Here is a 25,626-nt window from a genome sequence, read left to right as displayed (position 1 = left end):
AAAGAGGCACGTCCTGCCACCTGTGAACGGCAGCAGGATCTGATGGGCTTAATTGAGCAGACGCAACAGCACCCAGCCGCTGGCCATTGACCAGGCGAGTAACGGCAGGGAAAAGAGATGAAAACGCCACCAGACGGCGCGATCCTGCGCCATCCGTAACGCGATCAGGTTGGCGAGCGAGCCAGGCAGCAGGCCGAAACCACCGATATTCACCGCCCAGGCCAGCACCTCTGACGGCGGGACTTTTTGCAGCAGCAGGATGGTCGCCGGGACGTTGCTGATCACCTGCGATAATCCAATCGCCAGCAGGTAGAGCTGCCCCTGCCCCAGATGGGTGATTTGATCAAAGTGCGCCTGCATCACCGGCAAACGCGTCAGCAGCCAGACATCGATAAACATGGCAATAAAGACCGCCAGCAAACTCCAGTCAATGCGGAGTAAAACCGGCCGCGCCATAACCATAAAAATAGCGAGGATCAGCAGCAGCACCCAGCCGGTGATCTCCCACTCCAGCCCGGCGATAAACAGCACGTATAACAGTACGCTGACCACAAACAGCGGCTTCTGCCACTGGGGCTGTTCAGGATTGTCATGCTTGTCGATGGTACGCTTCGAAAAGCTAAACCAGGTTAACACCACCAGGCTGAGCAGCAGCCAGACCGCCAGCGGCAGCATCTGCACAATAAAACCGGCCACGCTCAGCGAGCCGTGACTCCATAACAGGATGTTTTGCGGATTACCGACCGGTGTCAGTAGCGATCCGGCGTTTACTGCCAACGCTTCGAAGATAATCAGCCGGGAGATTGGCAAGCGGGAGAACTTGCGCAGCGTCAGAGTCAGCGGCACCAGAATGAACAGCGCCACATCATTGGTAAGAAAAGTCGAAAGCAACGCGGCGGCCAGAACCATGAACAGAGCCAGCGCGCGCTCATGACGAAAGCGGGCAATCAACCGGCCGCCCAGCACATCAAAATAGCCGCTAGTTTCCAGCCCCTTGGTCAGGATCAATAAACCGGTCAGGGTAATGATGGTGTGCCAGTCGACCGCGCCAGGCAGATCGGGCCAGCGAAAATCGGCCAGAAATGCCAGAACCACACCAATAACGACGAGTAAATGCAAAATCGAGTCATGCAAAAAAGATCGAAACAGCTGCGGCATGATGGCGGTGCGCCTTAAAGGTTAACGTGTTTCGTAAAATTTCTGGAATACGGCCAGGGTTTCATCACTGACGTGATGCTCAATCCCTTCAGAGTCACGGCGGGCCGTTTCCGGGCTGATCCCCAGCGCCAGCAGGAAGGTTTCAACGATGTGATGACGGGCCCGGCTCTCCTCAGCCAGTTTTTCGCCTTCGCGGGTCAGAAACACACCACGGTAAGGAACCTGCTCAACCAGCCCGGCGCTGCCGAGACGTTTCAGCATCTTGGCGACCGTCGGCTGCGAAACGCCTAAGCGTGCGGCCATATCAACCTGGCGTGCTTCGCCAAATTCACCAATCAAATCAGAAATTAACTCAACGTAGTCATCAATTAATTCACGACGATGCGCTTCACGCACCTGCCGAAAACCTTCGACATGCTCTTCAATATCTTTCAGTGGTCCTTGCGGGGCAGAAACCACGCTTTTGGCACGACGAGTCATTCAGCTTCCTCTTTATTATGTTCCGTACTGTCACTGCCGTACGGATGTAGCTGCGCTCATTGTAAACCAGGTGCAAAGAAGCTCAAATTTTTCGTGATTAGCCTTGGCTAAATGATATAGCCAATGCTATATTTGTTGATAATGTAAGCAGCCGGAGATGAAGATCATGTTCGATCCCTATCTGTTACTGTTGTTGTTTATGGGTTACGTCGCCGGACTCTGCTTACTTTTACGTCGATACTGATTGGGAGGTGATTCTATGAGCACCCTGAAATGCTGTGCAGACTGCAGCAAATGCTTCCAGGCTGAAAAGAGAACAACCACGGAGATGAAATCCTGGCTGTGCCTGCTGACGCGTTCCCCATTCACGCTGCGCCTGATGCTGATTGAAAAATTACTGGGCAAAAAGCCTGAAGATCGTCGCTGCCAGAATCTGATCTGGCGCGGTTAATTTTTTCACAGCCACCCCTTTGGTGCCTTTCAGCAAACGGCTGAAGGGCCGCTTCGGTTTTTCTGCTCGTGCCCTTTTCTGCTGCCATCTTTTCTGCTGCCATCATCGTTACCGCCGTCAACGACGCCCACAGCAAGCCGTCACCGCGTTATCGCAGATCTCTCCACCCGCTTTTCTCGTTTTGATCGGCGCTTACTCCGGTTAGCAGCCGAAGACGGCCTGGTGGCTGCGGCAGTCTGAATCGCGCGCAATAAAAAACGGCCCATAAAGGGCCGTTTTTTGGCAGGTCGTCTAAGCTGAAACTTAGAAGCTGTAACCTACGCCAGCAATCCAGGTGCCAACGTCAACGTTACGGATGCGGCTCTGCTCGTAGCCCACGTCCAGTGCAACGTTTTCGATTGGGTTGAACTGCATACCTGCACCGTAAGAGAAACCTACGTCGCTTGAATCAGATTTGTCACGTGATGCAGTATCGTTCTGCTGGAATTTACCGTAGCCGATACCCACAACACCGTAGATGCTTGCCCAGTCGTTCAGACGGAAAGCAGGACCACCGGTCACACCGTAGTATTGGCCTTTGTTATAAATGCCAGAATCGGTGTTATCTTTTTCTGTGTAGGTGAATGAGCCGATCCAACCCAGTGGGTTAGAACCGTCTTCGTAGCGGTATTTCAGGTTGAAGCCGTTAGCTTTGTTAGCCACGCCCTGGTAATCGCTCTGAGCATAGCCACCAGTTACGGTGCTCTGTGCCATTGCTGAACCTGCAGATACTGCCAGTACACAGGCTAATGCTGAAAGACATGCAATTTTTTTCATAACCACCTCAAATGTGAAAATACTTCTCTCCTGACAACGCTGAAAATATAACAAAAAATAGCGAGAAACTCTGCCCGCATTTTGTTGTCTAACAGAATGTTTGGTGTAACAGGAAGTTAATGCGACATCCTATGTCATTCATTTTTCTTATAAAAACCGTCATCTTACTGCAATAAATTTTTTTTCCTCTTTTGGGTCTTTAAGTTAAATCCTAAAAAATCCTGACGTTTCTTTACCAAAATGGCCCTGAATCCGGACAAAATTTGTGCAGTTAACGCAAATTTAAACGTCACTCTGTCATTTTTTTGGCCGCCATTTCCTTTACACTCACTGACTCATCGGGTTAACCACCAGGAAATGTACACAGGATGTCTGCCTCTTCAGCTTCAAAAAACCTTACGCCCGTATTGCTACCGATTACTGTGCTGCTGATCGCGATGTTATCGCTCCAGGGCGGTGCTTCCCTGGCCAAAACGCTGTTCCCCAGCGTTGGGGCAACCGGCATTACTGCACTGCGTCTTGGCTTTGGCACGCTGATCCTCTGTGTGATCTTTAAACCGTGGCGCTTACGCTTCAGCCGGGAACAGCGTAAACCGCTGCTGATGTATGGCCTGGCGCTGGGCGCGATGAATTTTCTGTTCTACCTGGCGATTCGGACCGTACCGCTCGGCGTGGCGGTCGGACTTGAGTTTACCGGCCCGCTGGCGCTGGCGCTATTTGGATCGCGTCGCCTGCTCGATTTTGTCTGGGTGCTGCTGGCGGTCATCGGATTAGGATTTTTGTTGCCGTTGGGTGCCGGAATGGCAACCATCGATCCGCTGGGCGCGGCACTGGCGGTCGGCGCAGGCGCCTGCTGGGCGATTTATATTCTGGCGGGTCAGCGCGCCGGTGCCGAACACGGTCCCGCCACGGTAGCGATCGGCTCCCTGATTGCGTCGGTCATTTTTGTCCCGCTCGGCCTGACCTTCGCCGAAAGCGGTATCTGGCACTGGAGTATTCTCCCGATGGCGCTGCTGGTGGCGTTACTCTCCAGCGCTATCCCCTACTCGCTTGAAATGATCGCCCTGACGCGCTTACCGGCCCGTATCTTTGGCACGCTGATGAGTCTGGAGCCGGCGATGGCGGCCTTTTCCGGCATGCTGTTTCTCGGTGAGACCTTAACCCTGACGCAATGGCTGGCGCTGCTGGCGATCATCAGCGCCTCAGCCGGTTCGACTCTCACGATGAAGCCGAAAAAGAACCAGTTGAGCGAAGTGGAAATTAACACCGGCACGCCCAAATAAGCGATAAATAGCGTCGGGTTCAATCGTTTAAATAACAATCACACTCAACGTGAGAATTATTCTTAACTAAATCAACAGGCTGTCTTTCGTATTTTGAAACAGTCGCTTATCGGTTATTTACATATAAGATTAACCTGATGTTTTTGTTGCTAAAATTCTCAGGTTTATATTTTAACATTTCGTTAATCTTTCCCGACTGCCATCCGCCGTTCCAAAGTTACACGCTATTTCATTCATCGATACGGCCGTTAATGCAAAGCTGAAAACCGCTGCTATACTTATCCGGTACTTGATTAGGACAACCATCAAAGAGAGGACTGAAACGATGAGTACCGCTAAATTGGTTAAAACTAAATCTTCCGACCTGATTTATACCCGTAACGATGTGGCAGATGATGAGAAAAAAGCCACCATTGAGGTATTGAACCGTCTGGTTGTCGAGTTTATTGATCTGTCTTTGATCACCAAGCAGGCCCACTGGAACATGCGTGGCGCTAACTTTATTGGTGTACATGAAATGCTGGACGGCTTCCGTACCGCCATCACTGACCATCAGGACACCATTGCAGAACGTGTTGTACAGTTAGGCGGCGTCGCGCTGGGTACCGCGCAGGTGGTGAATGATAAAACCCCACTGAAAAGCTATCCGCTTAACATCCACAGCGTGCAGGACCATCTGAAAGCGCTGGCTGATCGTTACAGCATCGTGGCGAACGATACCCGTAAAGCTATCTCAGAAGTGAAAGATGAAGATACCGCGGATATCTTTACCGCTGCTTCACGTGACCTGGATAAATTCCTGTGGTTTATCGAAGCGAACATTGAATAATTTCCATTGATTCATCAATGAGACAAAAATGGCGGGGAGACCCGCCTTTTTTACGTCTGCACGATCGTAATTTTATGACCCTGTTAACAGTTCTTCCCTCCTTCGCTTCACAGCTTTAACATCTGAGGCACACTACCGGTTGCACCAAAACAGCAACTTGCACTAATTTGGGTCACCAAATTAGTGCAGAGGCAGATATTCCTGCAAAATCGAGTCAGCTGGGTTATTTAACCTACTGATTTGGTGTATTTTGCAAAGTTGGCATAATTCTTTCATATGACAAGCCGCAAACACAGGCCCTGCCGCCTGGTAGTAATAAGGAAAAATGATGAAGTCACTGTTAAAAGTTTCTGTGGCCGCGCTGGCGCTGGCCTTCTCCCTCTCTTCCACTGCAGCAGAAAAGAAACTGGTGGTCGCCACTGACACCGCCTTCGTTCCTTTTGAGTTCAAACAGGGCGACAAATATGTCGGCTTCGACGTTGATCTGTGGGATGCGATCGCTAAACAACTGAAGCTCGATTACACCCTCAAGCCAATGGATTTCAGCGGCATTATTCCGGCACTGCAGACCCGCAACGTCGATCTGGCGCTGGCGGGAATTACCATTACCGAAGAACGTAAAAAGGCGATCGAGTTTTCTGATGGCTATTACAAAAGCGGTCTGCTGGTAATGGTGCGTAATAACGAAAACGACATCAAAGGCATCAGCGATCTGACCGGCAAAGTAGTGGCAGTGAAGAGCGGCACCGGCTCGGTGGATTACGCCAAAGCCAACATCAAAACCAAAGATCTGCGTCAGTTCCCGAACATCGATAACGCCTACATGGAACTTGGCACCAACCGCGCTGACGCGGTTCTGCACGATACACCAAACATCCTCTACTTCATCAATACCGCCGGTAAAGGCCGCTTTAAAGCGGTAGGCGAATCGATTGAAGCGCAGCAGTACGGCATCGCCTTCCCGAAAGGCAGCGACGATTTACGTGAAAAAGTAAACGGCGCACTGAAAACCATCAAAGAGAACGGCACTTACAATCAGCTGTATAAAAAATGGTTCGGTACTGAGCCTAAATAACAATTTGCAGCAGTTTTAATTTTCAGCAGGGAAACGTTTTCCCTGCTTTTTTCCTCGCAACATATCTGGAGTCACACCATGGAGTTTGACTGGAGCGTTATCTGGCCCGCCATGCCGGCGCTGCTCGAAGGCGCGAAGATGACCTTAATCATCTCAATCATCGGACTGGTGGGCGGATTGATTATCGGCCTCGTCGCCGGTTTCGCCCGCGCTTACGGCGGCTGGATCACCAACAACATTGCGCTGGTGTTTATTGAAATCATCCGCGGCACCCCGATTGTGGTGCAGGTGATGTTCATCTATTTCGCCCTGCCGATGGCCTTCCCCGACCTGCGTATCGATCCGTTCAGCGCGGCCGTGGTCACCATTATGATTAACTCCGGCGCCTACATTGCGGAAATTACCCGTGGTGCGGTGCTGTCGATCAACAAAGGCTTTCGTGAAGCGGGCCTGGCGCTCGGCCTGTCGAGCCGCGAAACCCTGCGCTATGTGATTATGCCCCTGGCACTGCGCCGCATGTTGCCACCGCTGGGTAACCAGTGGATTGTCAGCATCAAAGATACCTCGCTGTTTATCGTTATCGGTGTCGCTGAACTGACGCGTCAGGGTCAGGAGATTATCGCCGGTAACTTCCGCGCGCTGGAGATCTGGAGCGCCGTCGCGATCATCTATCTGGTGATTACCCTGGTGTTGAGCTTTGTGCTGCGCCGTGTTGAGAAAAGGGTGAAAATCCTGTGATTGAATTTAAAGATGTCTCGAAGCATTTTGGTCAGACCCAGGTGCTGCATAACATTGACCTGAAGATTAATCAGGGCGAAGTCGTGGTGATTATCGGACCGTCCGGCTCAGGTAAATCCACCCTGCTGCGCTGCATTAACAAACTGGAAGAGATCACCAGCGGCGAACTGATCGTCGATGGCCTGCGGGTTAACGATCCGAAAGTAGATGACCGCCTGATCCGTCAGGAAGCGGGCATGGTATTCCAGCAGTTTCACCTGTTCCCACAGATGAGCGCGCTGGATAACGTCGCCTTTGGTCCGATTCGGGTACGCGGCGCCAGCAAAGAGGCGGCACGTCAGCTGGCGAAAGAGCTGCTGGGCAAAGTGGGGCTGGCAGAACGCGCCCATCACTTCCCGTCCGAGCTTTCCGGCGGCCAGCAGCAGCGGGTAGCGATTGCCCGTGCGCTGGCGGTGAAACCCAAAATGATGCTGTTCGATGAGCCGACCTCGGCGCTGGACCCGGAACTGCGTCACGAAGTGCTGAAAGTGATGCAGGACCTGGCGGAAGAAGGCATGACGATGGTGATCGTGACCCACGAAGTGGGCTTCGCGAAGAAAGTCGCATCGCGTCTGATCTTTATCGACAAAGGCCGCATCGCCGAAGATGGCGATCCGGACAGCCTGATCAGCAATCCTCCCAGCGACCGTCTGCGCGAATTTCTGCAGCACGTCTCGTGATCACGGGCGGGCCGCACTGCCGGCCCGCTTTTTCTGCCCAGCCTGATTGAGAGCCGGCTGGCATCCGACTCACATGGCCGTCCGATGCCGAGCGCCCGCACCCGCACCTTACTCACCCTGTTCCGCAATGCGCTGGAGGTGGTGATCACTACCATCACCCTTATGATCCGGCTCTGAGATTGATGTGAACATTGCGCCGCTGCTGGCCGATGCCGGTGCGCTGGGGCTGGCGATCTCATTCGGCTCACAGACGCTGGTGAGCGATATCATTACCGGTATCTTCATCCAGTTCGAAAACGGGATGAATACCGGCGATCTGGTGACCATCGGTGCCATTACCGGCACGATAGAGCGGATGTCGATTCGCTCGGTCAGCGTGCGTCAGGATACCGGCGCCTATCACATCATTCCCTGCTCATCGATAACTCCCTTTGCCAACTTTGTGCGCGACATCGGGTCGTTTTTCGCCAACTATGATGTGGATCGCAATGAGGATAGCGAACGCGCTAATCAGACGTTGCAGGCGGCGGTGAAAGAGTGACTGGAGAATCCGGAAATTCGCGGCAGGGTGACTGGCGAGCCAGGTTTTGCCGGGCTGGTCGGCCTGACCGACCAGGCGTTTAGGGTGCGCGTCTCCTTTACTACCCAACCGCTGAAGCAGTGGACAGTGCGTTTTGCGCTGGACGATAAAGTGAAGAAGCACTTTGACGCCGCCGGGATTAAAGCGCCGCACCAGAGAGTGCAGGTGATGCAAACCGCCAGCGATGTGGCCGATGCCGCCGCTGCCATAAGTTCAGGGCGGGCCCGCCGGCCCGCCCTGAGGATTAGCGGCTGAGTCCTTTTGTGCGCTGAGCGGCGGGCATAAAACTCCACGCCAGGAAGCGGCTCTGTTTCTGTCCCTGCGCCATATTCACTACCCGGACCTCAGCAACATCAAGCGCTTTTAGCTGTTTTTCCAGCGTGGCTAAATTCTCTTTACGCGACACCAGCGAGGTAAACCAGATCACCTGGCGACCCAGCGCCACGCTTTCACCGATCATCTTACCGACAAACGCCTTTTCGCCGCCGACGCACCACAGCTCATTGTGCTGACCGCCGAAGTTAAGCGGCGCATTTTTATCAAGGCCCAGATTGCGCACTTTACGCTGCGATCCCGCCGCCGCCTCCTCAGCCGAAGCGTGGAACGGCGGATTACACATTACCGCGTGGAAAAATTCGGTTTTACTCACCACGCCTGACAGTACCGCATCGCTGTTTTTCTGCCGGCGCAGGCGGATCTGGCGCGCCAGGCCGGGATTAGCGGCGACAATCCGGTTGGCGGCTTTGATCGCCGCCTCATCAATTTCGGTGCCGGTGAAGCGCCAGCCATACTCCGCCGCGCCAATCAGCGGATAGATGCAGTTTGCACCGCAGCCAATATCGAGCACGTCAACCGTCGGAATGACGCCGTGGTTATCCAGCGCCAGCAGATCGGCCAGATAGTGCAGGTAATCGGCGCGGCCCGGCACGGGCGGGCAAAGCGAACCCGGTGCCAGCTGCCAGTCGATGCCGTAAAACAGTTTAATCAGCGCCTGATTGAGCAACATCACCGCGTCCGCGTCGGCAAAATCGATCGACTGCACGCCATAGCCGTTGGGCCGCACTTTGGCCGCCAGCGGCGGATGTGCAGCGGTTAACGCGGCAAAATCGTATTCGCCCTGGTGGCGATTGCGGGCGTGGAAAGGCGACGAGCTGGCTGACTTTTTCATACGTTCTCTCAATTATTCAGGCGCGCGTACAATACGCTGTAGGCGGCGGAAAATAAACCCGCACAATCCGCTTACGCATTTGGGGTGTTGCCAGACGATGCTGTCGGGCTAAGATGAATAAAATTCCCCACCGGAGAGGTTATGACGCATAAACGCTATTCCTATCAACCGCGTGCCGGCCACGGTCTGCCCCACGATCCGCTGAACGCTATCATCGGCCCGCGTCCGATTGGCTGGATCAGTTCGATCAGCACCAGCGGTCAGCGCAATCTGGCACCTTACAGCTTTTTTAACTGCTTTAACTACCATCCGCCGATCATCGGTTTCGCCAGCAGCGGCTGGAAAGACAGCGTACAGAATATCGCTGACACCAAAGAGTTTGTCTGGAATCTGGCGACCCGGCCACTGGCTGAAGCGATGAATGAGAGCTCGGCGTCACTGCCCGCCGATCAGGATGAGTTTGCCTATGCCGGACTGACGCCGTTACCCGCCTCACAGGTGAAAGCCAGCCTGGTCGGCGAGAGCCCGGTTAACTTTGAGTGTCGGCTGACGCAGCTGATCCAGTTACAGGATGCGCAGGGAAAGCCGATAGAGAGCTGGCTGGTGCTGGGCGAAGCGGTGGCGATCCACATCAGTGAAACGTTGCTGGAAGCGGGTATTTATCAGACCGCCAAAGCCGAGCCGATTCTGCGTGCCGGTGGACCCAGCGCCTACTACGGCATCAGCGAAGCGCAACGCTTCGATTTAGTTCGCCCCGACGCGCGCCGCCGCTAAGGGTTAAAGCGCATCAGGCCGATGCGCTTTAATTTCGCCTACCGCCCTGGCAATCTCCGGTGCCAGCCAGCGGTCCTGTTGCCAGCTTGCCACATGCTGTCGCAGATGCCGCCAGGCACGTAAGGTGCCACGGGCTAACCGCGCCTCGCCGTGAAATTCCAGTGCCTGTGCGGCCAACAGGTATTCGATAGCGATGATGTGATCGACATTGTTCACCAGCTTTAACAGCTTGAGTGCGGAGCCGGTGCCGAGACTCAGGTGATCCTCCTGCAATCCGGAGGTGACGTAGTTGTCCAGCACGGCCGGTTGTGCCAGCTGGCGGTTTTCCGCGCAGAGCGACGCCGCAACATATTGGGCAATCATCATGCCGGAATTGACGCCAGGCTGCGCCACCAGAAACGGCGGCAGCCCACTCACCAGTGGATTAACCAGCCGATCGAGCCGCCGTTCGGCAATGCTACCCAGCTCCGCCAGCGCGATTGCCAGTAAGTCACACGCCATTGCCACCGATTCGCCGTGTGGATTGGCCTGCGAAACCACCCGCCATGCCTGAGGCGTGCCGAGCACCAGCGGATTGTCAGTACAGGCATTCAGCTCGGTCGACACCTGCCACTGCGCATGATCGAACTGATCGCGACAGGCACCATGCACTTGCGGCATTGAGCGCAGGCTGAGAGCATCCTGAGTGCGAATGCCCTGACTCTCGCTTAACACCCTGCTGTCTGCTAATAACTGACGTAAACGTTCACCGCTACGCTGGATACCGGGACTGGCTTTCAGCGCCAGCACCTCAGGATCAAAAGCCGCCAGCTGGCCACGCAAGGCTTCAAAACTCATCGCGCCAGTGACATCGGCCCAGTCCAGCAGACGTTCGGCATCGTCGAGCGCCAGGCAGGCCAGACCGGTCATACACGGCGTGCCGTTGACCAGACTCAGCCCCTCTTTTGCCGCAGGCCGATAAGGCGTTAATCCATTGCGCTCCAGCGCCTGCTGCGCCGGCATCAGCTGCCCATCATACTCCACGTCACCGATGCCAATCAGCGCCAGGCTAATGTGCGCCATATGGGTCAGGTAGCCCACCGAGCCCTGAGACGGAACCTGCGGCGTGATGTGCAAATTAAGCAGCGCCAGCAGTCGTTCCACCAGCGCCACCGACACGCCCGATTTACCGTGACTGTAATTAGCAATCGCGGCACACAGAATGGCGCGGACCTCGGGCTTTCCCAGACCGGGCCCGACGCCACAGGCGTGACTGAGTAAGGTATTCCGTGACAGCTGGCTCAGCTCATCGTCCGGCAGGGTGATATTGCACAGCGCGCCGAGGCCAGTATTGATGCCATAGGCCACCTCTCCTGCCGCCACGATATTACCGACAATTTCCCGACCCTGGGCAATGCGCTGCCAGGCACTGTCGCTCAGCGTCAGCGTCGCGCCCTGTCGCGCCACCTGAACCACGTCCCGCCACTGTAGCGGCGTATCGCCCCAGACGATAGTCTGACTCATAGCACCGGCTCCACCTGATGATGACTGGAAATGAACTGTTTAAAACGCGCCGATCCCTGCTCACCAAACATCTCCTGTGGCGTGCCCTGACAATCGATGGTGCCCTGATGCATAAATACCACCCGGTTAGAGACGTTACGCGCGAATCCCATCTCATGCGTAACCACCAGCATGGTACGTCCCTCTTCCGCCAGGCTGCGCATCACCTTCAGCACCTCCCCCACCAGTTCGGGATCGAGCGCCGAGGTCGGTTCATCAAACAGCATGACTTCAGGGTCCATCGCCAGCGCGCGGGCAATCGCCACCCGCTGCTGCTGTCCGCCTGAGAGCTGCGCCGGATAGAAATCCTTGCGGTTCAGCAAGCCAACACGATCCAGCAGCTTCTCTGCCTCGGCGATGCAGGCTTTTTTGTCACGCTTCAGCACGTAATGCGGTCCTTCAATGACGTTTTGCAGCACCGTTAAATGTGACCAGAGATTAAAACTCTGAAATACCATGCCAAGCCGCGAGCGCAACCGCTCAATCTGTCGCGGATTCGCTGCCAGCTGATGACCACGGGCATGGCGCTTCATCTCAATGGTTTCGCCGCCGACACTGACCACGCCGGCATCAGGCGTCTCTAACAGATTGATGCAGCGCAGCAAGGTACTTTTCCCCGAGCCGCTGGCACCCAGAATCGAAATGACATCTCCCTGGTGCGCTTGCAGTGAGATGCCTTTCAGCACCTCCATCGCACCAAAGGATTTATGGATATCGCTGGCCGACAGCGTGACAGGTGGCAGGGTTGACATATTATTCTCCTCCGGGGATCGGCTTAGCGGTTGGTAACGGCTTTTTTGCCGGTTTATGTACCGGTGTCAGACGCCGCTCCAGCAAGGCATACAGTTGAACGATAATGAAATTGAGGATCAGGTAGATTGCCGCGGCGCAGAGAAACACTTCCATGGTGCGGTAGGTTCGCTGAATAATCTGCTGCGCCACGCCGGTGACGTCCCAAACCGTGACCAGGCTGGCCAGCGCGGTCGATTTGACCAGCAGAATCGCCTCCGTCGAGTAGGCGGGCAGCGCATAGCGCAACATCACTGGCGCAATAATTCGCCGCAGCAGCAGGCCGCGCGACATACCACACGCCATGCCCGCTTCCACCTGGCCGGGCGGCACCGCCAGTAATGCGCCACGCAGAATCTCTGCGGTGTAGGCAGCGGTACAGAGTGACAGCGCCAGCACCGCGCAGCTAAACGGCTCACGCAAAAACGGCCAGACGAAACTGTGACGGATCACGCCAAACTGCCCGAGTCCGTAGTAGATCAGGAACAGCTGAATCATCAGCGGTGAACCGCGAAACACCAGAATATAGCCACGGGCAAAGGCGCTAAGCAGCCGCCAGCGGCTCATGCGCATCGCCAGGATACCCACTGCCAGCACGCCGCCGCACAGGAAGGCGCTGATAAACAGGCCGAGGGTTACCGGCAACGCGGCGCTCAGCTTAAGAAAGGTGTCACTGAGAAAAGCAAAATCGATCATTATCGGACTCCTTAATGCTGGGCTGCGGTACGGCTTTGCCAGGCACGACCGAGGCGGGATTCGGCCCGCAAAAAGGCACGGTTCGACAGCAGCGTCAGCGCCAGATAGCAGGCACCGCCGACCAGGTAAAAGGTGAAGTATTCCCGGGTGGAACCGGCCGCGATCTGGCTGGCGCGCATCAGTTCCACGATGCCGGTCACCGACACCAGCGCGGAATCTTTCAGGCTCATCTGCCAGACGTTTGACAGCCCCGGCAGCGCATAGCGCGCTACCTGAGGCAGCAGGATGCGCTGCCGTATGCGCCAGCGCGGCATCCCGATAGCTACCGCGGCTTCAATCTCCCCTTTTGCCAGCGCCAGTCGGGCGGCACGGTAGACTTCCGCCTGATAAGAGCCGGAAATCAGCCCGATAGCCAGCGCGCCGATCAGAAACGGCGGCGCTTCGATAAACCCATCAGCACCAAACAGCTGCCCTATCAGGGTGATCAAACCCGATCCGCCGAAGTAGAACAGGTAGATCACCAGCAGTTCAGGAATGCCGCGAAAGACCACCGAATAGCCTTCTCCCAGCCAGCGCACGGCCCGGTGCGGCGATAGCTTTGCCGCCGCCACGCCGGACCCTACTACCGCTCCGACCAGCAGCGCGGCAAAGGAGAGCAGCACGGTGGTCAGCGTCGCGCTCAGGATCAAGCGACCCCAACCGTCTGCGCCAAAACTCAGCAGGCTCATCATGATTTACCTCACTCAGGGGGTGACGTCTGTTTTAAACCACTTCTCACTCAGTTTTTTCACCGTGCCATCGGCCAGCGCTGCCTGGATCGCCTGATCGAGTCTGGCTTTCAGATCGTTATCCGCCATCCGTACCCCCATCGCTTCGCCCTCGCCCCAGATCGGACCGCCCAATTGTGGGCCGCTAAAGCTGAGGTTGCTGTTATCGGGACGCGCCAGCATCGACTGCGCAAACGTCACGTCGTCAAACACGGCGTCGATACGACCCGCCTGCAAATCGAGAATCGCGTCGGCAGAGCTGGTGTACTCGCGAACATCGGCGACATCTTTGAAATATTTATCGATGAACGGCGTATAGACCGTGCCAGAGGCGATCCCGATGCTTTTCCCCTTCAGCGCCGCTTTCAGCGGAGCAATGGCTTGCTCGATCTGCTGAGCATCATCATGCAGCTTGATGATTTGGGCATCGGCAGGCAGCAGACTGCCTTTGGTGCTGATAAAGGTGGCGGGCGTTGAGGCGTAAGGTACGGTGAAATTCACCACTTTTTTGCGATCGGGAGTGATAACAATCGCGTCCATAATCACATCATATTTCCCGGCGTTGAGGCCAGCGATCATCCCATCCCAGTTCTGCACTACCAGCTTGCACTGGATTGCCATGCGCTGACACAGGTCAGCCATCAGTTCCGGCTCAAAGCCACCCAGCTTGCCGCCAGGCAGGGTAAGGTTCCAGGGTTCGTAACTGCCTTCGGTAGCAATAGTGATCGATTTCCACTCTTTCGCCTGGGCAGTCACGCCACAGAGCAACAGGCTGGAAGCAAGGGTCGCGAGCGTTAAACGACGAAGGATCTGACGGTGTGTCATACGGTTCTCCTGAAAAGTTGCGGCCTGGTCATCGCCCTGGCGAGATTTAACATAAATTTCACAGGATGATATGTCATGTATATACAAGTTAACGTGGCGCAGTTCATTGCCGTCTTTATCGTTTTGTGAGCCAGACAAGAATTATTCTGCGTGAATGGCCGTCGTTGCACTTGTACATACAACTTAGCAAAGGTTATGCCAGCTCTGTTCTGGCGGTGGAAGGCGGGTTAACAGCGGGCGACACGCGGGTATGCGTCCGCTGTTGCACCTGATTAGCGCAGCGATGCACCGGGTAAGTGCATCGGACTATCAGGCGCTGGCTTGCATCAGCATCCGCTGCAACATCGCTTTCAGTAATTTTTGCAGCTGGCTGGCGCGTGTCTGCTGCCACGCATAGGGCGGCGTCTCATCCATGTAATTAAGCTGCGCCAGCTCCAGCTGTACCGCCTGGATCTGCTGCTGCGGCTGACCGTAAGCGCGGGTGATGTAGCCGCCTTTGAAACGTCCATTCACCACCCAGCTGTAATCACTCTGTTCGGCACACACCGCCTGAATGGCGGCAATCAGCGCCGGACTGCAGCTGGCGCCGTCGTTGGTGCCGACGTTGAGATCGGGCAAACGCCCCTCAAACAGGCGCGGAATCTCGCTGGCGATAGAGTGCGCATCAAACAGCAGCGCATAACCATGCTGCGCTTTCAGGCGTGCCAGCTCCAGCTGGATCTGCTGGTGATAGGGTTGCCAGATCTGGTCAATATAACCCTGACGCTGAACCGCATCCGGCGTTTTACCGGGCGCAAAAGTGGGCGTGCCGTCAAACAGCGTCTCCGGAAACAGGCCGGTGGTGGCGGTGCTGTAGAGCGGCTGGTTATCCGGCGGCCGGTTGAGATCGATCACGTAACGGGAATAGTGACCAATCAGCACGCTGGCCCCCAGATCACGGACAAAATCGTACAGCAGCGGAATGTGCCAGTCGGTGTCCGGCAGGCCGCGTGCGTCCTCGCTCAGTCCGGCTTCAACCTCTGGCGTCAGTGCGGTACCGGCATGCGGGATGCTGACCAGCAGCGGCAGCTGGCCCTGAGTAAAATGAAAAGCATTCATCGGCGTTCTCCACGATAGATGACGGTACAGGGCAACTCGCCCCCCAGCCAGTAAACCAGTTCCGCCGGACGAGCCAGCGGCCAGTGGACAAAGTTCGCTACTTTTCCCGCTTCGAGCGAACCCTGTGTGTCGGCTAACCCCAGCGCCTGAGCGCCATAGAGTGTGACCCCGGCCAGCGCCTCTTCCGGCGTCATGCCAAACAGCGTACAGCCCATGTTCAGCATCAGCCGCAGCGACAGAGCGGGTGAAGTACCAGGATTGGCGTCACTGGCCAGCGCCATCGGCACGCCGTAGCGACGAAACAGTTCCACCGGCGGACGCTGGGTTTCACGCAGCATATAAAACGCACCGGGCAGCAAAACGGCGACCGTGCCGTGCTGCGCCATCGCCTGCGCATCGGCTTCGGTCGCATATTCAAGATGATCGGCCGACAAGGCTCCAAAGCTGGCCGCCAGCGTCGCCCCGCCCAGCGATGAAAGCTGCTCAGCATGCAGCTTCACCGGCAGTCCCAGCGCTTTCGCGCATTCAAATACCCGCGTCACCTGCTGCGGTGAAAACGCCAGATGCTCGCAAAAGGCATCGACCGCATCGGCCAGTCCCGCTGCTTTCACCGCAGGCAACAGGCGCTGGCAGATGATATCAATCCAGCCCTCCGGATGATGTTTAAACTCCGGCGGAAACGCATGGGCGGCCAGACAGGTTGCCCGCACGTCAGCGGCCACGCTGGCACCCAGCCGGCGAATCGCACGCAGCATCCGCAGTTCGCTCTCTTCATCCAGCCCGTAGCCGGACTTGATCTCAACGGTGGTGACGCCTTCCGCCAGCAGGCGATCGAGCCGCCAGCGTGCCGCGGCTACCAGTTGATCCTCGGTCGCGTTGCGGGTGGCGCGCACGGTAGAGAGGATGCCGCCGCCCTGCGCCGCAATCTCCGCATAACTGACACCATTCAGGCGCTGCTCGAACTCCTGGCTGCGATCGCCGCCAAACACCAGATGAGTATGACAATCCACCAGCCCCGGCGTAATAATGCCGCCGGGCAGCAGGTGGTGCTGTTCGGCGATAAAAGCGGGCATCTTCGCTTCAGGGCCGACCCACACCAGCCTGCCCGCCCGGACGACCAGCGCGCCCTGCGGGATCAGATGGTACTTTCCGTCACGCATGGTGACCAGATCGGCTCCGGTCCACACACTCTCTACGCGCATATCCTCTGCCATCGCTGCCTCATGCCTCCGCCGTTTACACTGTGCGTTAAAGTATGTATATGTATATACAACTACATCCGTTGAGGATCAACCATGGCGACTTTTTTTGCCCCGCGCGCAATGCTGGCTGAAGGCTGGCGACATCAGGTTCGGATCTCGGTCAATCCGGCCGGTTTTATTGATGCAGTGACCCCCGACAGCCACGACGCCGGGGCGATCCGGCTGAATGGCGAGGTGATCCCGGCGATCGCTAATCTGCATTCACACGCCTTTCAGCGCGCCATGGCGGGATTAGCCGAGGTGGCGGGCGATCCGCAGGACAGTTTCTGGACCTGGCGCGATCTGATGTACCGGATGGTGCAGCGCCTGACGCCGGAACAGGTCGGCGATATTGCCGCTCTGCTCTACATTGAGATGCTGAAAGGCGGCTACAGCCAGGTGGCAGAATTTCACTATCTGCATCATGATCCTGACGGCGCGCCCTACCCGGACGACGCGATGCTGCAACAGCTGATCCGCGCGGCAGAGATCGCGGGAATCGGTCAGACCCTGCTGCCGGTGCTCTACAGCTACAGCGGTTTTGGTGCCCAGCCGCCTGCGGCCGGACAGAAACGCTTTATTCAGCAAACCGAGAGTTATCTGCAGCAGCAGTCGCGGTTGCATGCGCTGCAACGAAACCGGCCGCTGCTGAATGCCGGTCTCTGCTTCCATTCGCTGCGCGCGGTGAGTGAAAGTCAGATGCATCAGGTGCTGGCAGCCAGTGATCCGGCGCTGCCGGTGCATATTCACGTTGCTGAACAGCAAAAAGAGGTCAGCGACTCGCTGGCGTGGAGCGGTGAACGACCCGTGTCGTGGCTGCTGAATCGCTTTGCGGTCGACGCGCGCTGGTGCCTGATTCACGCCACTCATCTGGATGAGAGCGAACTGTCACGTCTCGCTGCCAGCGGCGCGGTGGCGGGATTATGCCCGACCACCGAAGCCAACCTCGGTGATGGCATCTTTCCGGCAGTGGAGTATATCGCCCAGGGCGGACGCTGGGGTATTGGCTCGGACAGCCACGTTTCGCTGAGTATCAACGAAGAGTTACGCTGGCTGGAATATGCCCAGCGGCTGCGTGACCAGCGCCGCAATCGTATCACTCTGCCGGGCCAGGCCTCGGTCGGCGATCTGCTGTGGCAGCAGGCAGCGGCAGGCGGCGCTCAGGCGTGCGGCATTCAGCAAGGGTCGCTGGCGGTGGGACAGCGGGCCGACTGGCTGGTGCTGCGTGACGAGGCGTGGCTCGGCAGCGTGGAGCCCCGTTCGGTGCTGAATCGCTGGCTGTTTGCCGGTCAGCGCGATCAGATCCGTGACGTCTACGTCGCCGGTAAAGCGGTTATCGAGGAGGGTTATCATCCGGCACAGGAAGCCTGTGCTGCCCGGTTCAGTCAGGCGATGGCGGCACTGCGATGATTCGATTTGCGTATGCTGAGCTGGCGGTCAGTCGCTGGCGTAACGGCGGCGGGGAGACCCGCGAGTTAATCAGTTATCCACCTGGCGCGGCCGCGTTTGAATGGCGAGCCAGCATCGCGACGCTGGCGCAGGACGGGCCGTTCTCCGCCTTTCCGGGCGTGGATCGCATCATCACTCTGCTGCACGGTGACGCGGTCGCCCTCACCGCTCCTGGCGTTGAGCAGCGTTTAACGCCGCTCCAGCCCTGGGCGTTTGCTGGCGAACTGGCGTTAAACGCCCGGCTTGAGGGCGGAATCAGTGAGGATTTCAATATCATGACCCGACGCGGGCAATGGCAGGCAACGGTTGAGGTGGTAACCGATGCGGTCAGCAGCCTGCACGGTGTCGCCTGGGTCGTGGCGGGTGCATGGCAGCTGGCAAACGGCGAGCGACTGACGGCACAGCAGGGTGCGGCCTGGGTTGATGAGACGATCCGGCTCAGCCCGATCGGCGACGATGCCCGGCTGCTGCTGACCCGGCTTAACCGTGTCCCTTGAAGCGGCCCAGCAATTTATAACGTGAGCCGGGATAGAGCAGGCGCGCATAGGTGACGATTTTGTTATCGCTCCAGGTCTGACGACGGATCAGCAAGCAGGGCTCATGCTCCTCCAGCGCCAGGTGCTTACGCTGACGCGCATCGGGCAGCACCGCTTCAACAATGTGCTCGCCCGCGGTCAGCGGCGCGACCCGCATCAGATAGGTGTAAGGCGTCTGGCTGTGGTAATCCTGGGTCAGATAATCGGGCGCCACCAGCGGGTTGACCAGTCGATCTTCCAGCTGCACCGGCAGCTCATTTTCGTAATGGACAATCAGCGAGTGATAGAGCGTCTGTCCGGTAGTGAGTCCCAGCACCGCCGCCTGCTCCGGATCGGCTTTATTCTGGCCGATAGCCAGGATTTTACAGCTATGCTGATGACCGCGCTGGGCGATCTCATCGGCGATGTTATGCACTTCCAGCATCGCGGTATAGCCTTTCATCTCGGCGACAAAGGTACCGACGCCCTGCATCCGTACCAGAAACCCTTCGCTGGTCAGTTCACGCAGCGCCCGGTTGATCGTCATCCGGCTGACGCCCAGTTCATTCACCAGTTCACTTTCTGAGGGCACACGCTGGTTCGCTTTCCATAGCCCTTCGCGAATCTGGCTGACAATCGCCTGCTTCACCCGCTGATAAATCGGCGCGGGTTCATCGCTCATGGCCGCAGCCAGTTGTGCCAGTGCCGTATGCTCGACCATTTGCTGTTCCTTATCCAGATAATGCCTCAAGTTTACTGTCTCGCTACGTGAATGTATATACATCCGTTTCCGTCGGCTGCGCCCCATCGGTGCAGGCTGTGCATCGCTCTGGTGCAGGTGCTGTGTCACACTTTGCCGATCGCCCAGACAGGGCGGGCAGTGCATTTTTGTGATCGGCCTGGCACGCCCTTTGCTACTTGTATAGACAAGAATAGACACTTATGCTTCACTCGCATTATCCCGCTGGATCAGGGCAATGAATATCACGCAGCCCCGCCAGCACACTTGTATAGACAGGAGTAGACTATGTCAGGTTCGTCGCAGGTATTACACCTGGTGCCGGGCGAGGTGGATCTCGCCACATTACGCGCTATCTATCAGGGTAACGTCACGCTTAGCCTTGATCAGTCAGCACGTCAGGCGATTGCCGATGCGCAGCAAACCGTCGAGGCCATCGTCGCCTCCGGCAAGGTGGTGTATGGCATTAATACCGGTTTCGGCAAGCTGGCGCAGACCCAGATTCCGGCGGGCCGGCTGGCCGATCTGCAACGTAACCTGGTGCTGTCGCACAGCGTCGGCCTCGGGGATCTGCTGCCGGACAATGTGACCCGTCTGGTGGTTGCCACCAAAATTATCAGCCTGGCGCGCGGTCACTCCGGGGTGCGGATCGAACTGGTCGAGGCGCTGCTGGCCCTGTTCAACGCGGGCGTGATGCCGGTTATTCCGGAGAAAGGCTCGGTCGGTGCCTCTGGCGATCTGGCGCCGCTGGCCCACATGTCGCTGATGCTGCTGGGCGAAGGCCAGGTGCGGCTCAACGGCGCGCTGATCCCGGCGACGGAAGGCCTGGCCGCGGTTGGGCTGGCACCGTTTGTGCTCGGGCCGAAAGAGGGGCTGGCGCTGCTCAACGGCACCCAGGTCTCGACCGCGCTGGCACTGCGTGGCCTGTTTGAGGGGGAAAACCTGTTTGCCGCCGGACTGATGGCCGGTGCGCTGTCGCTGGAAGCGATTAAAGGCTCGCTGAAGCCGTACGACGCCCGCATTCACCAGGCTCGCGGTCAGCAGGGGCAGATTGCGGTCGCCGCGGCGGTCAGCACCCTGATTGAGGGCAGTGAAATCCTCACCTCTCATACCCACTGCGGCCGGGTGCAGGACCCCTACTCCATCCGCTGCGTACCGCAGGTGATGGGGGCCTGTCTCGACAACCTGTGCCACGCGGCGCGGATATTGCAGATTGAAGCCAACGCCGCTTCTGATAATCCGCTGGTGTTCAGCGACAGCGGCGATGTGATCTCCGGCGGTAACTTCCATGCCGAGCCGGTGGCGTTTGCCGCGGATATCCTGGCGCTGGCGATTGCTGAAGTTGGCGCGATTTCTGAACGTCGCCTGGCGCTGCTGCTGGACACCGGTTTATCCGGTCTGCCACCGTTCCTGGTGCATGACGGCGGGGTTAACTCCGGCTTTATGATTGCTCAGGTCACCGCCGCGGCGCTGGCCTCCGAGAATAAATCGCTGGCGCATCCCGGCAGCGTGGACAGCCTGCCGACCTCCGCTAACCAGGAAGATCACGTTTCTATGGCGACCTACGCCGCCCGCCGCCTCGGCAGCATGTGTTTCAACAGCGCAGCGGTGGTCGGCATCGAAGCGATGGCCGCGGCGCAGGGCATTGAATTTAACCGACCGCTGAAAAGCTCGCCGACCCTTGAGCAGGCGATTGGCACTATCCGCGAGCAGGTGGCTTTCCTTGAAGAGGACCGCCTGCTGGCACCCGATATCGACGCGATGCGTCAGTGGGCTAGTCGCGCTGACTGGCCTCAGGCTTTGACCGCGCTGCTACCGAGCCTGCGCGCCTTCACTTCTGCTGAATAAGGAATCTGTAATGAGCGAAACCCTGTCTCAGGCCGTGGCCCGCGAAATTCGTGCCCCACATGGCACCACGCTGCACTGCGCCAACTGGCTGATTGAAGCCGCTTACCGGATGATCCAGAACAACCTCGATCCTGACGTTGCCGAGCGGCCGGAAGATCTGGTGGTTTATGGCGGCATTGGCAAAGCGGCGCGTAACTGGGAGTGCTTCGAGCAGATCCTGCGCTCGCTGAAGGCGTTACAGCCGGATGAGACGCTGCTGATCCAGAGCGGCAAGCCGGTCGGGGTGTTCCGTACCCATGCCGATGCACCCCGCGTGCTGCTGGCTAACTCCAACCTGGTGCCGCACTGGGCCAACTGGGATCACTTCCATGAGCTGGATAAGGCGGGCCTGATGATGTATGGCCAGATGACCGCCGGGTCGTGGATCTACATTGGCGCGCAGGGCATCGTGCAGGGAACCTACGAAACCTTCGTTGAAGCGGGACGTCAGCACTACAACAACGATCTGAGCGGACGCTGGATCCTCACTGCCGGTCTCGGCGGTATGGGCGGCGCACAACCGCTGGCGGGCGTGCTGGCGGGAGCCTGCGTGCTGGCCATTGAGTGCCAGGAGTCGCGCATCGATTTCCGTCTGCGTACCCGTTACGTCGATCATAAAGCGACCTCGCTGGATGAGGCTCTGGCGCTGATTAATGAAGCGACCGCAGCGAAAAAAGCCATTTCCGTCGGACTGCTGGGCAATGCGGCAGAGATCCTGCCGGAACTGGTCAAGCGTGCCAGGGCGGGCGGACCGAAACCGGATATCGTCACCGATCAGACCTCGGCCCACGACCCGATCAATGGCTACCTGCCGATTGGCTGGGATCTGGCGCGCTGGCAGCAGGAGAAAGTCTCGCAGCCGAAAGCGGTAGAGAAAGCGGCACGCGCCTCCATGGCGGTTCACGTACAGGCGATGCTCGACTTCTGCCATATGGGCATCCCGACCGTCGACTACGGCAACAATATCCGTCAGGTGGCGCTGGATGAAGGAGTCACCAACGCATTCGACTTCCCTGGCTTTGTCCCGGCCTACATCCGCCCGCTGTTCTGTGAAGGCAAAGGCCCGTTCCGCTGGGTGGCGCTGTCGGGCGATCCGGAAGATATCTACAAAACCGACGCCAAACTTAAAGAACTGTTTCCGCAGCACAAAACCCTGCATCGCTGGCTGGATATGGCGCAGGAGCGCATCGCCTTTCAGGGACTGCCGGCCCGCATCTGCTGGCTCGGCCTGGGCGAACGACACCTTGCTGGCCTGGCCTTCAACGAAATGGTGCGCAATGGCGAACTGAAAGCGCCGGTGGTGATTGGTCGCGACCACCTCGACTGTGGCTCGGTGGCGTCACCGAACCGTGAAACTGAAGCGATGAAAGATGGCTCTGATGCGGTATCAGACTGGCCGTTACTCAATGCGCTGCTCAACACCGCAGGCGGCGCGACCTGGGTCAGCCTGCATCACGGTGGTGGTGTCGGCATGGGCTTCTCGCAGCACGCCGGTATGGTGGTTGTCTGTGACGGCAGCAAAGAGGCGGATGGGCGTCTGGGTCGGGTGTTGTGGAACGATCCGGCGACCGGCGTAATGCGCCACGCCGACGCCGGCTATCCCCAGGCACAGGCCTGTGCTGAGCAGCACGGGCTTAACCTGCCGATGCTGCAGAAGTAATTTATCACCGGGGTCAGCGCCGCGCTGGCCCCGTTTTTTTGCGCCTCAACCTGCTCCAGCGGTCACCGTTACTTATTAGTTATTCCATTTTGATTTAGCCTATAGCCAGATTTCGCCGTTACGGCAATAGACGGCGTGCTCCCCGACCACTAAAGTGAAATCTTCTCATTCTGTATGGAGCGCGATTCTGCATGACCCTTTCCCCCGCCCTGCTTGAAGATGCCCTGCACTGGCGCCGCCAGCTCCATCGCCAGCCGGAATTAGGTTACCAGGAACATCACACCAGCGATCTTATTGCACGCGAACTTGAGCTGACCGGATTACAGGTATTTCGCGGTCTGGCAGGGACGGCCGTGATTGGCACGCTGGTCAATGGTTCCGGCCCGGTCATCGGGCTGCGTGCCGACATGGATGCGCTGCCGATCACCGAAAAAGGTGAGGTCGAATGGCGATCCGCCACGCCGGGCGTAATGCACGCCTGCGGCCACGACGGTCACAGTGCCATTCTGCTGGCCGCTGCCCGACAGCTGGCGGCGACCCGCCAGTTCAGCGGCACGGTGCACTTTATTTTTCAGCCCGCCGAAGAGAATCTGGGCGGTGCGCGTAAAATGGTGGAGGAGGGACTGTTTCAGCGCTTCCCGATGGATGCGGTCTACGCCATGCATAACTGGCCGGGCCTGCCGCTCGGGTCGCTGGCGGTGAATCCTGGTGCGATGATGGCCTCGCTGGATTCGTTTGAGATCACCCTGCACGGCAAAAGTTGCCACGCGGCGATGCCGGAAAGCGGTGCCGATCCGATGGTGGTGGCGGCTGAGCTGATCCTGGCGCTGCAAACCATTCCGTCGCGCCGGCTGTCACCGCTCTCCTCGGCGGTGGTCAGCGTCACGCAGATCCACGGCGGTGAGGCGATTAACGTCATCCCGGAACAGATCGTGTTGCGCGGCACGGTTCGCTGCCTGCAACCGGCGGTACGCGACAAAGTCCGGACGCTGATCGATGAATTTGTGGCCACCCTGCCCCGCCCGTTCGGGGTGAGCGGCGAGACACACTGGTTACCTGGCTATCCGGTAACCGCCAACCATGCCGGTCCGGCGGAGCAGGTGCGCGCAGTGGCGCTGGCAACGCTGGGAGAAGAGCATGTTCACTGGCAGGTTAATCCCTCAATGGCCTCTGAGGATTTTGCCTGCATGATGGAAGCCTGTCCGGGCGCTTACTTCTGGCTCGGCGCCGACGGTGAAACCCCGTCGGCGCCGCTGCATAATGCCCGCTACGACTTTAATGACGCGTTGCTGCCAATCGGCATTCGCTTCTGGCAGGATCTGGTGGAACAGGCGCTGCCAATCGCCTGATTCAGTAACCGGCGGCGCGCAGCCGCTGGTCGGCCGCTTCCAGCGAGTCACATTCTCCGCTGGCGCGCAGGCAGCAGGCCAGCTGCAGCCGCAGCGCCTGCGGTACCGGGCGCTGCTGATTAATCACCTGCTCTATCCAGGCGGCGGTCACCGCCGCTGTTTTATCCGCGGGCAACTCAACCTGGACCTCTGGCTGGCGCTCTACCCACACTTCCGCTTCCGATCCCGCGCCGCGGATCACGCTGATCGCCGGGCAACGCTGCGGATTAGCATAAACCTCGCCCTCGGTACCATTCAGCAGCAGTGCAGGCGCATCAATATCGCTGAAGAACTTCGCCACCCGCGGCACATATTCCGGATGCGATACGCTCGACAGCCGCAGCGCCTCGCGTTCGCCAAACGGCGTCGCCAGTTTTGCCAGCGTATGCGCACTGTTACGCACTCCCATCCGCCAGCGCAGCGACAGCTGTTTCGCCATCGGCGGGCAGAGATGATCCACGGTAATAAACGCCAGTTCGCCCGCATCGAGCTTTGCCTGCGCCTGTTCAGCGGTGGTGACCGGCATCACGCCCAGCGCAGCGAACACCGCTTCACTGGTGATGCGCGTCGCGTCGTCACTGACCCCATGCACCAGCACCGGAAAACCGAGCTTCACCAGCAGCAGCGCCAGCAACGGCGTCAGGTTGCCCTGTCGACGTGCGCCGTTATAGCTCGGAATTACCACTGGCATCGGCCGGCTGGCCGGGGCGTTCAGCCTCATCATCTTCGCCTGCATCGCCTGATAAAAACCGCGCATCTCCGCTTCGCCTTCACCCTTGATACGCAGCGCAATCAGAATGCCGCCCAGCTCCAGATCCGGCACTTCGCCCGCCAGCATCGCACTGTAAAGTGCCACGGCGGTGTCGAAATCGATGTCGCGGGCATGGTTTTTTCCGCGGCCGATCTCTTTAATAATTTTATTCAGTTCCATCACTCGCTTCCGGTTAAGTGTGCGGCGG

Annotated in this window: 25 protein-coding genes and 1 pseudogene; 13 read left to right on the top strand and 13 right to left on the bottom strand. The window is 57.9% G+C overall.

Going from position 1 to position 25,626, the window contains the following annotated elements:
- Positions 1-48: 48 nt before the first annotated feature.
- Together WFK59_RS02335 and mntR are read right to left on the bottom strand one after the other, a co-directional pair.
- Positions 49-1,158 (bottom strand): SLC13 family permease, encoded by a 1,110-nt coding sequence (locus WFK59_RS02335; RefSeq protein ID WP_336754937.1) that lies wholly within the window; start codon positions 1,156-1,158, stop codon positions 49-51.
- Positions 1,159-1,179: 21 nt separating this feature from the next.
- Complete coding sequence (gene mntR / locus WFK59_RS02330; RefSeq protein WP_094119359.1) at positions 1,180-1,638, bottom strand: manganese-binding transcriptional regulator MntR; 459 nt, start codon at positions 1,636-1,638, stop codon at positions 1,180-1,182.
- Between the two features lie 259 nt (positions 1,639-1,897).
- Here mntR and WFK59_RS02325 point away from each other — a divergent pair, with 259 nt between their 5' ends.
- On the top strand, positions 1,898-2,089 hold the full coding sequence (locus WFK59_RS02325) for a hypothetical protein (protein ID WP_336754936.1): 192 nt from the start codon (positions 1,898-1,900) through the stop codon (positions 2,087-2,089).
- A gap of 303 nt (positions 2,090-2,392) precedes the next feature.
- On the opposite strand, the gene ompX is transcribed toward WFK59_RS02325, so the two are convergent.
- Positions 2,393-2,905: an outer membrane protein OmpX gene (gene ompX, locus WFK59_RS02320; RefSeq protein WP_233984787.1), complete on the bottom strand. Its 513-nt coding sequence runs from the start codon at positions 2,903-2,905 to the stop codon at positions 2,393-2,395.
- 368 nt (positions 2,906-3,273) lie between these two features.
- Here ompX and rhtA point away from each other — a divergent pair, with 368 nt between their 5' ends.
- From rhtA to WFK59_RS02290, 6 genes and pseudogenes are all read left to right on the top strand, one after another.
- Positions 3,274-4,188 carry a threonine/homoserine exporter RhtA gene (gene rhtA, locus WFK59_RS02315; RefSeq protein ID WP_336754935.1) on the top strand — a complete coding sequence of 305 codons (915 nt, stop codon included), beginning with the start codon at positions 3,274-3,276 and terminating at the stop codon, positions 4,186-4,188.
- 325 nt (positions 4,189-4,513) lie between these two features.
- Positions 4,514-5,017: a DNA starvation/stationary phase protection protein Dps gene (dps, locus tag WFK59_RS02310; protein ID WP_233984789.1), complete on the top strand. Its 504-nt coding sequence runs from the start codon at positions 4,514-4,516 to the stop codon at positions 5,015-5,017.
- Between the two features lie 328 nt (positions 5,018-5,345).
- On the top strand, positions 5,346-6,092 hold the full coding sequence (glnH, locus tag WFK59_RS02305; protein WP_094119364.1) for a glutamine ABC transporter substrate-binding protein GlnH: 747 nt from the start codon (positions 5,346-5,348) through the stop codon (positions 6,090-6,092).
- 78 nt (positions 6,093-6,170) lie between these two features.
- Positions 6,171-6,830 (top strand): glutamine ABC transporter permease GlnP, encoded by a 660-nt coding sequence (gene glnP, locus WFK59_RS02300; protein ID WP_031377032.1) that lies wholly within the window; start codon positions 6,171-6,173, stop codon positions 6,828-6,830.
- Positions 6,827-7,549, top strand: a complete 723-nt coding sequence (gene glnQ, locus WFK59_RS02295; RefSeq protein ID WP_233984790.1) for a glutamine ABC transporter ATP-binding protein GlnQ — start codon at positions 6,827-6,829, stop codon at positions 7,547-7,549. The genes glnP and glnQ overlap by 4 nt, the downstream gene beginning before the upstream one ends.
- 21 nt (positions 7,550-7,570) lie before the next feature.
- Positions 7,571-8,384, top strand: a pseudogene (locus WFK59_RS02290) (mechanosensitive ion channel domain-containing protein); the annotation flags it as partial.
- Here WFK59_RS02290 and rlmF read toward each other — a convergent pair.
- Positions 8,374-9,297: a 23S rRNA (adenine(1618)-N(6))-methyltransferase RlmF gene (gene rlmF / locus WFK59_RS02285; RefSeq protein ID WP_233984791.1), complete on the bottom strand. Its 924-nt coding sequence runs from the start codon at positions 9,295-9,297 to the stop codon at positions 8,374-8,376. The pseudogene WFK59_RS02290 and the gene rlmF sit on opposite strands and share 11 nt — an antisense overlap.
- 141 nt (positions 9,298-9,438) lie before the next feature.
- Here rlmF and WFK59_RS02280 point away from each other — a divergent pair, with 141 nt between their 5' ends.
- Positions 9,439-10,071 carry a flavin reductase family protein gene (locus WFK59_RS02280; protein WP_233984792.1) on the top strand — a complete coding sequence of 211 codons (633 nt, stop codon included), beginning with the start codon at positions 9,439-9,441 and terminating at the stop codon, positions 10,069-10,071.
- A 3-nt stretch (positions 10,072-10,074) separates the two neighbouring features.
- On the opposite strand, the gene WFK59_RS02275 is transcribed toward WFK59_RS02280, so the two are convergent.
- The 7 genes from WFK59_RS02275 to hutI all read right to left on the bottom strand — a co-directional run bounded on the left by WFK59_RS02275 (position 10,075) and on the right by hutI (position 17,002).
- A complete protein-coding gene (locus WFK59_RS02275) occupies positions 10,075-11,574 on the bottom strand; it encodes an HAL/PAL/TAL family ammonia-lyase (RefSeq protein ID WP_233984793.1) in 1,500 nt (499 codons plus the stop codon).
- On the bottom strand, positions 11,571-12,365 hold the full coding sequence (locus tag WFK59_RS02270) for an ABC transporter ATP-binding protein (protein WP_233984794.1): 795 nt from the start codon (positions 12,363-12,365) through the stop codon (positions 11,571-11,573). The genes WFK59_RS02275 and WFK59_RS02270 overlap by 4 nt, the downstream gene beginning before the upstream one ends.
- A 1-nt stretch (position 12,366) precedes the next feature.
- Positions 12,367-13,098 (bottom strand): ABC transporter permease, encoded by a 732-nt coding sequence (locus tag WFK59_RS02265; protein ID WP_233984795.1) that lies wholly within the window; start codon positions 13,096-13,098, stop codon positions 12,367-12,369.
- 11 nt (positions 13,099-13,109) lie between these two features.
- Positions 13,110-13,829 (bottom strand): ABC transporter permease, encoded by a 720-nt coding sequence (locus tag WFK59_RS02260; protein ID WP_233984796.1) that lies wholly within the window; start codon positions 13,827-13,829, stop codon positions 13,110-13,112.
- A gap of 12 nt (positions 13,830-13,841) precedes the next feature.
- Positions 13,842-14,690 (bottom strand): transporter substrate-binding domain-containing protein, encoded by an 849-nt coding sequence (locus tag WFK59_RS02255; protein WP_233984797.1) that lies wholly within the window; start codon positions 14,688-14,690, stop codon positions 13,842-13,844.
- A 309-nt stretch (positions 14,691-14,999) separates the two neighbouring features.
- A complete protein-coding gene (gene hutG, locus WFK59_RS02250; RefSeq protein WP_336754933.1) occupies positions 15,000-15,788 on the bottom strand; it encodes an N-formylglutamate deformylase in 789 nt (262 codons plus the stop codon).
- On the bottom strand, positions 15,785-17,002 hold the full coding sequence (gene hutI, locus WFK59_RS02245) for an imidazolonepropionase (RefSeq protein ID WP_336754931.1): 1,218 nt from the start codon (positions 17,000-17,002) through the stop codon (positions 15,785-15,787). Before hutI ends, hutG begins: the two co-directional genes overlap by 4 nt.
- An 81-nt stretch (positions 17,003-17,083) precedes the next feature.
- Between hutI and WFK59_RS02240 the strand changes: the two genes are divergently transcribed.
- Both WFK59_RS02240 and WFK59_RS02235 read left to right on the top strand, forming a co-directional pair.
- On the top strand, positions 17,084-18,439 hold the full coding sequence (locus WFK59_RS02240) for a formimidoylglutamate deiminase (RefSeq protein WP_233984800.1): 1,356 nt from the start codon (positions 17,084-17,086) through the stop codon (positions 18,437-18,439).
- Positions 18,436-18,975, top strand: a complete 540-nt coding sequence (locus WFK59_RS02235) for a HutD/Ves family protein (protein ID WP_233984801.1) — start codon at positions 18,436-18,438, stop codon at positions 18,973-18,975. Before WFK59_RS02240 ends, WFK59_RS02235 begins: the two co-directional genes overlap by 4 nt.
- Here the strand turns inward: WFK59_RS02235 and hutC are convergent.
- Positions 18,959-19,714, bottom strand: coding sequence for a histidine utilization repressor (hutC, locus tag WFK59_RS02230; RefSeq protein ID WP_094119372.1), 756 nt, complete (start codon positions 19,712-19,714; stop codon positions 18,959-18,961). The genes WFK59_RS02235 and hutC overlap by 17 nt on opposite strands.
- Before the next feature lie 306 nt (positions 19,715-20,020).
- On the opposite strand from hutC, the gene hutH reads away from it, so the two are divergent.
- The 3 genes from hutH (at position 20,021) to WFK59_RS02215 (ending at position 24,628) form a co-directional block, all read left to right on the top strand.
- Complete coding sequence (hutH, locus tag WFK59_RS02225) at positions 20,021-21,580, top strand: histidine ammonia-lyase (RefSeq protein ID WP_233984802.1); 1,560 nt, start codon at positions 20,021-20,023, stop codon at positions 21,578-21,580.
- A gap of 10 nt (positions 21,581-21,590) precedes the next feature.
- Positions 21,591-23,279, top strand: coding sequence for a urocanate hydratase (hutU, locus tag WFK59_RS02220; RefSeq protein WP_336754928.1), 1,689 nt, complete (start codon positions 21,591-21,593; stop codon positions 23,277-23,279).
- Between the two features lie 191 nt (positions 23,280-23,470).
- The gene (locus WFK59_RS02215) at positions 23,471-24,628 is read left to right on the top strand and encodes a M20 aminoacylase family protein (protein ID WP_336754927.1); all 1,158 of its coding nucleotides are present in this window, start codon (positions 23,471-23,473) and stop codon (positions 24,626-24,628) included.
- A gap of 1 nt (position 24,629) precedes the next feature.
- Here the strand turns inward: WFK59_RS02215 and ybiB are convergent, their stop codons facing one another.
- Positions 24,630-25,598 (bottom strand): DNA-binding protein YbiB, encoded by a 969-nt coding sequence (gene ybiB / locus WFK59_RS02210; RefSeq protein ID WP_233984805.1) that lies wholly within the window; start codon positions 25,596-25,598, stop codon positions 24,630-24,632.
- Positions 25,599-25,626: the final 28 nt, after the last annotated feature.

It is taken from the genome of Pantoea sp. USHLN298, from assembly GCF_037149395.1.
Taxonomy (GTDB): Bacteria; Pseudomonadota; Gammaproteobacteria; order Enterobacterales; family Enterobacteriaceae; genus Pantoea; species Pantoea astica.
This window is presented reverse-complemented; position numbering and strand designations above follow the sequence as displayed.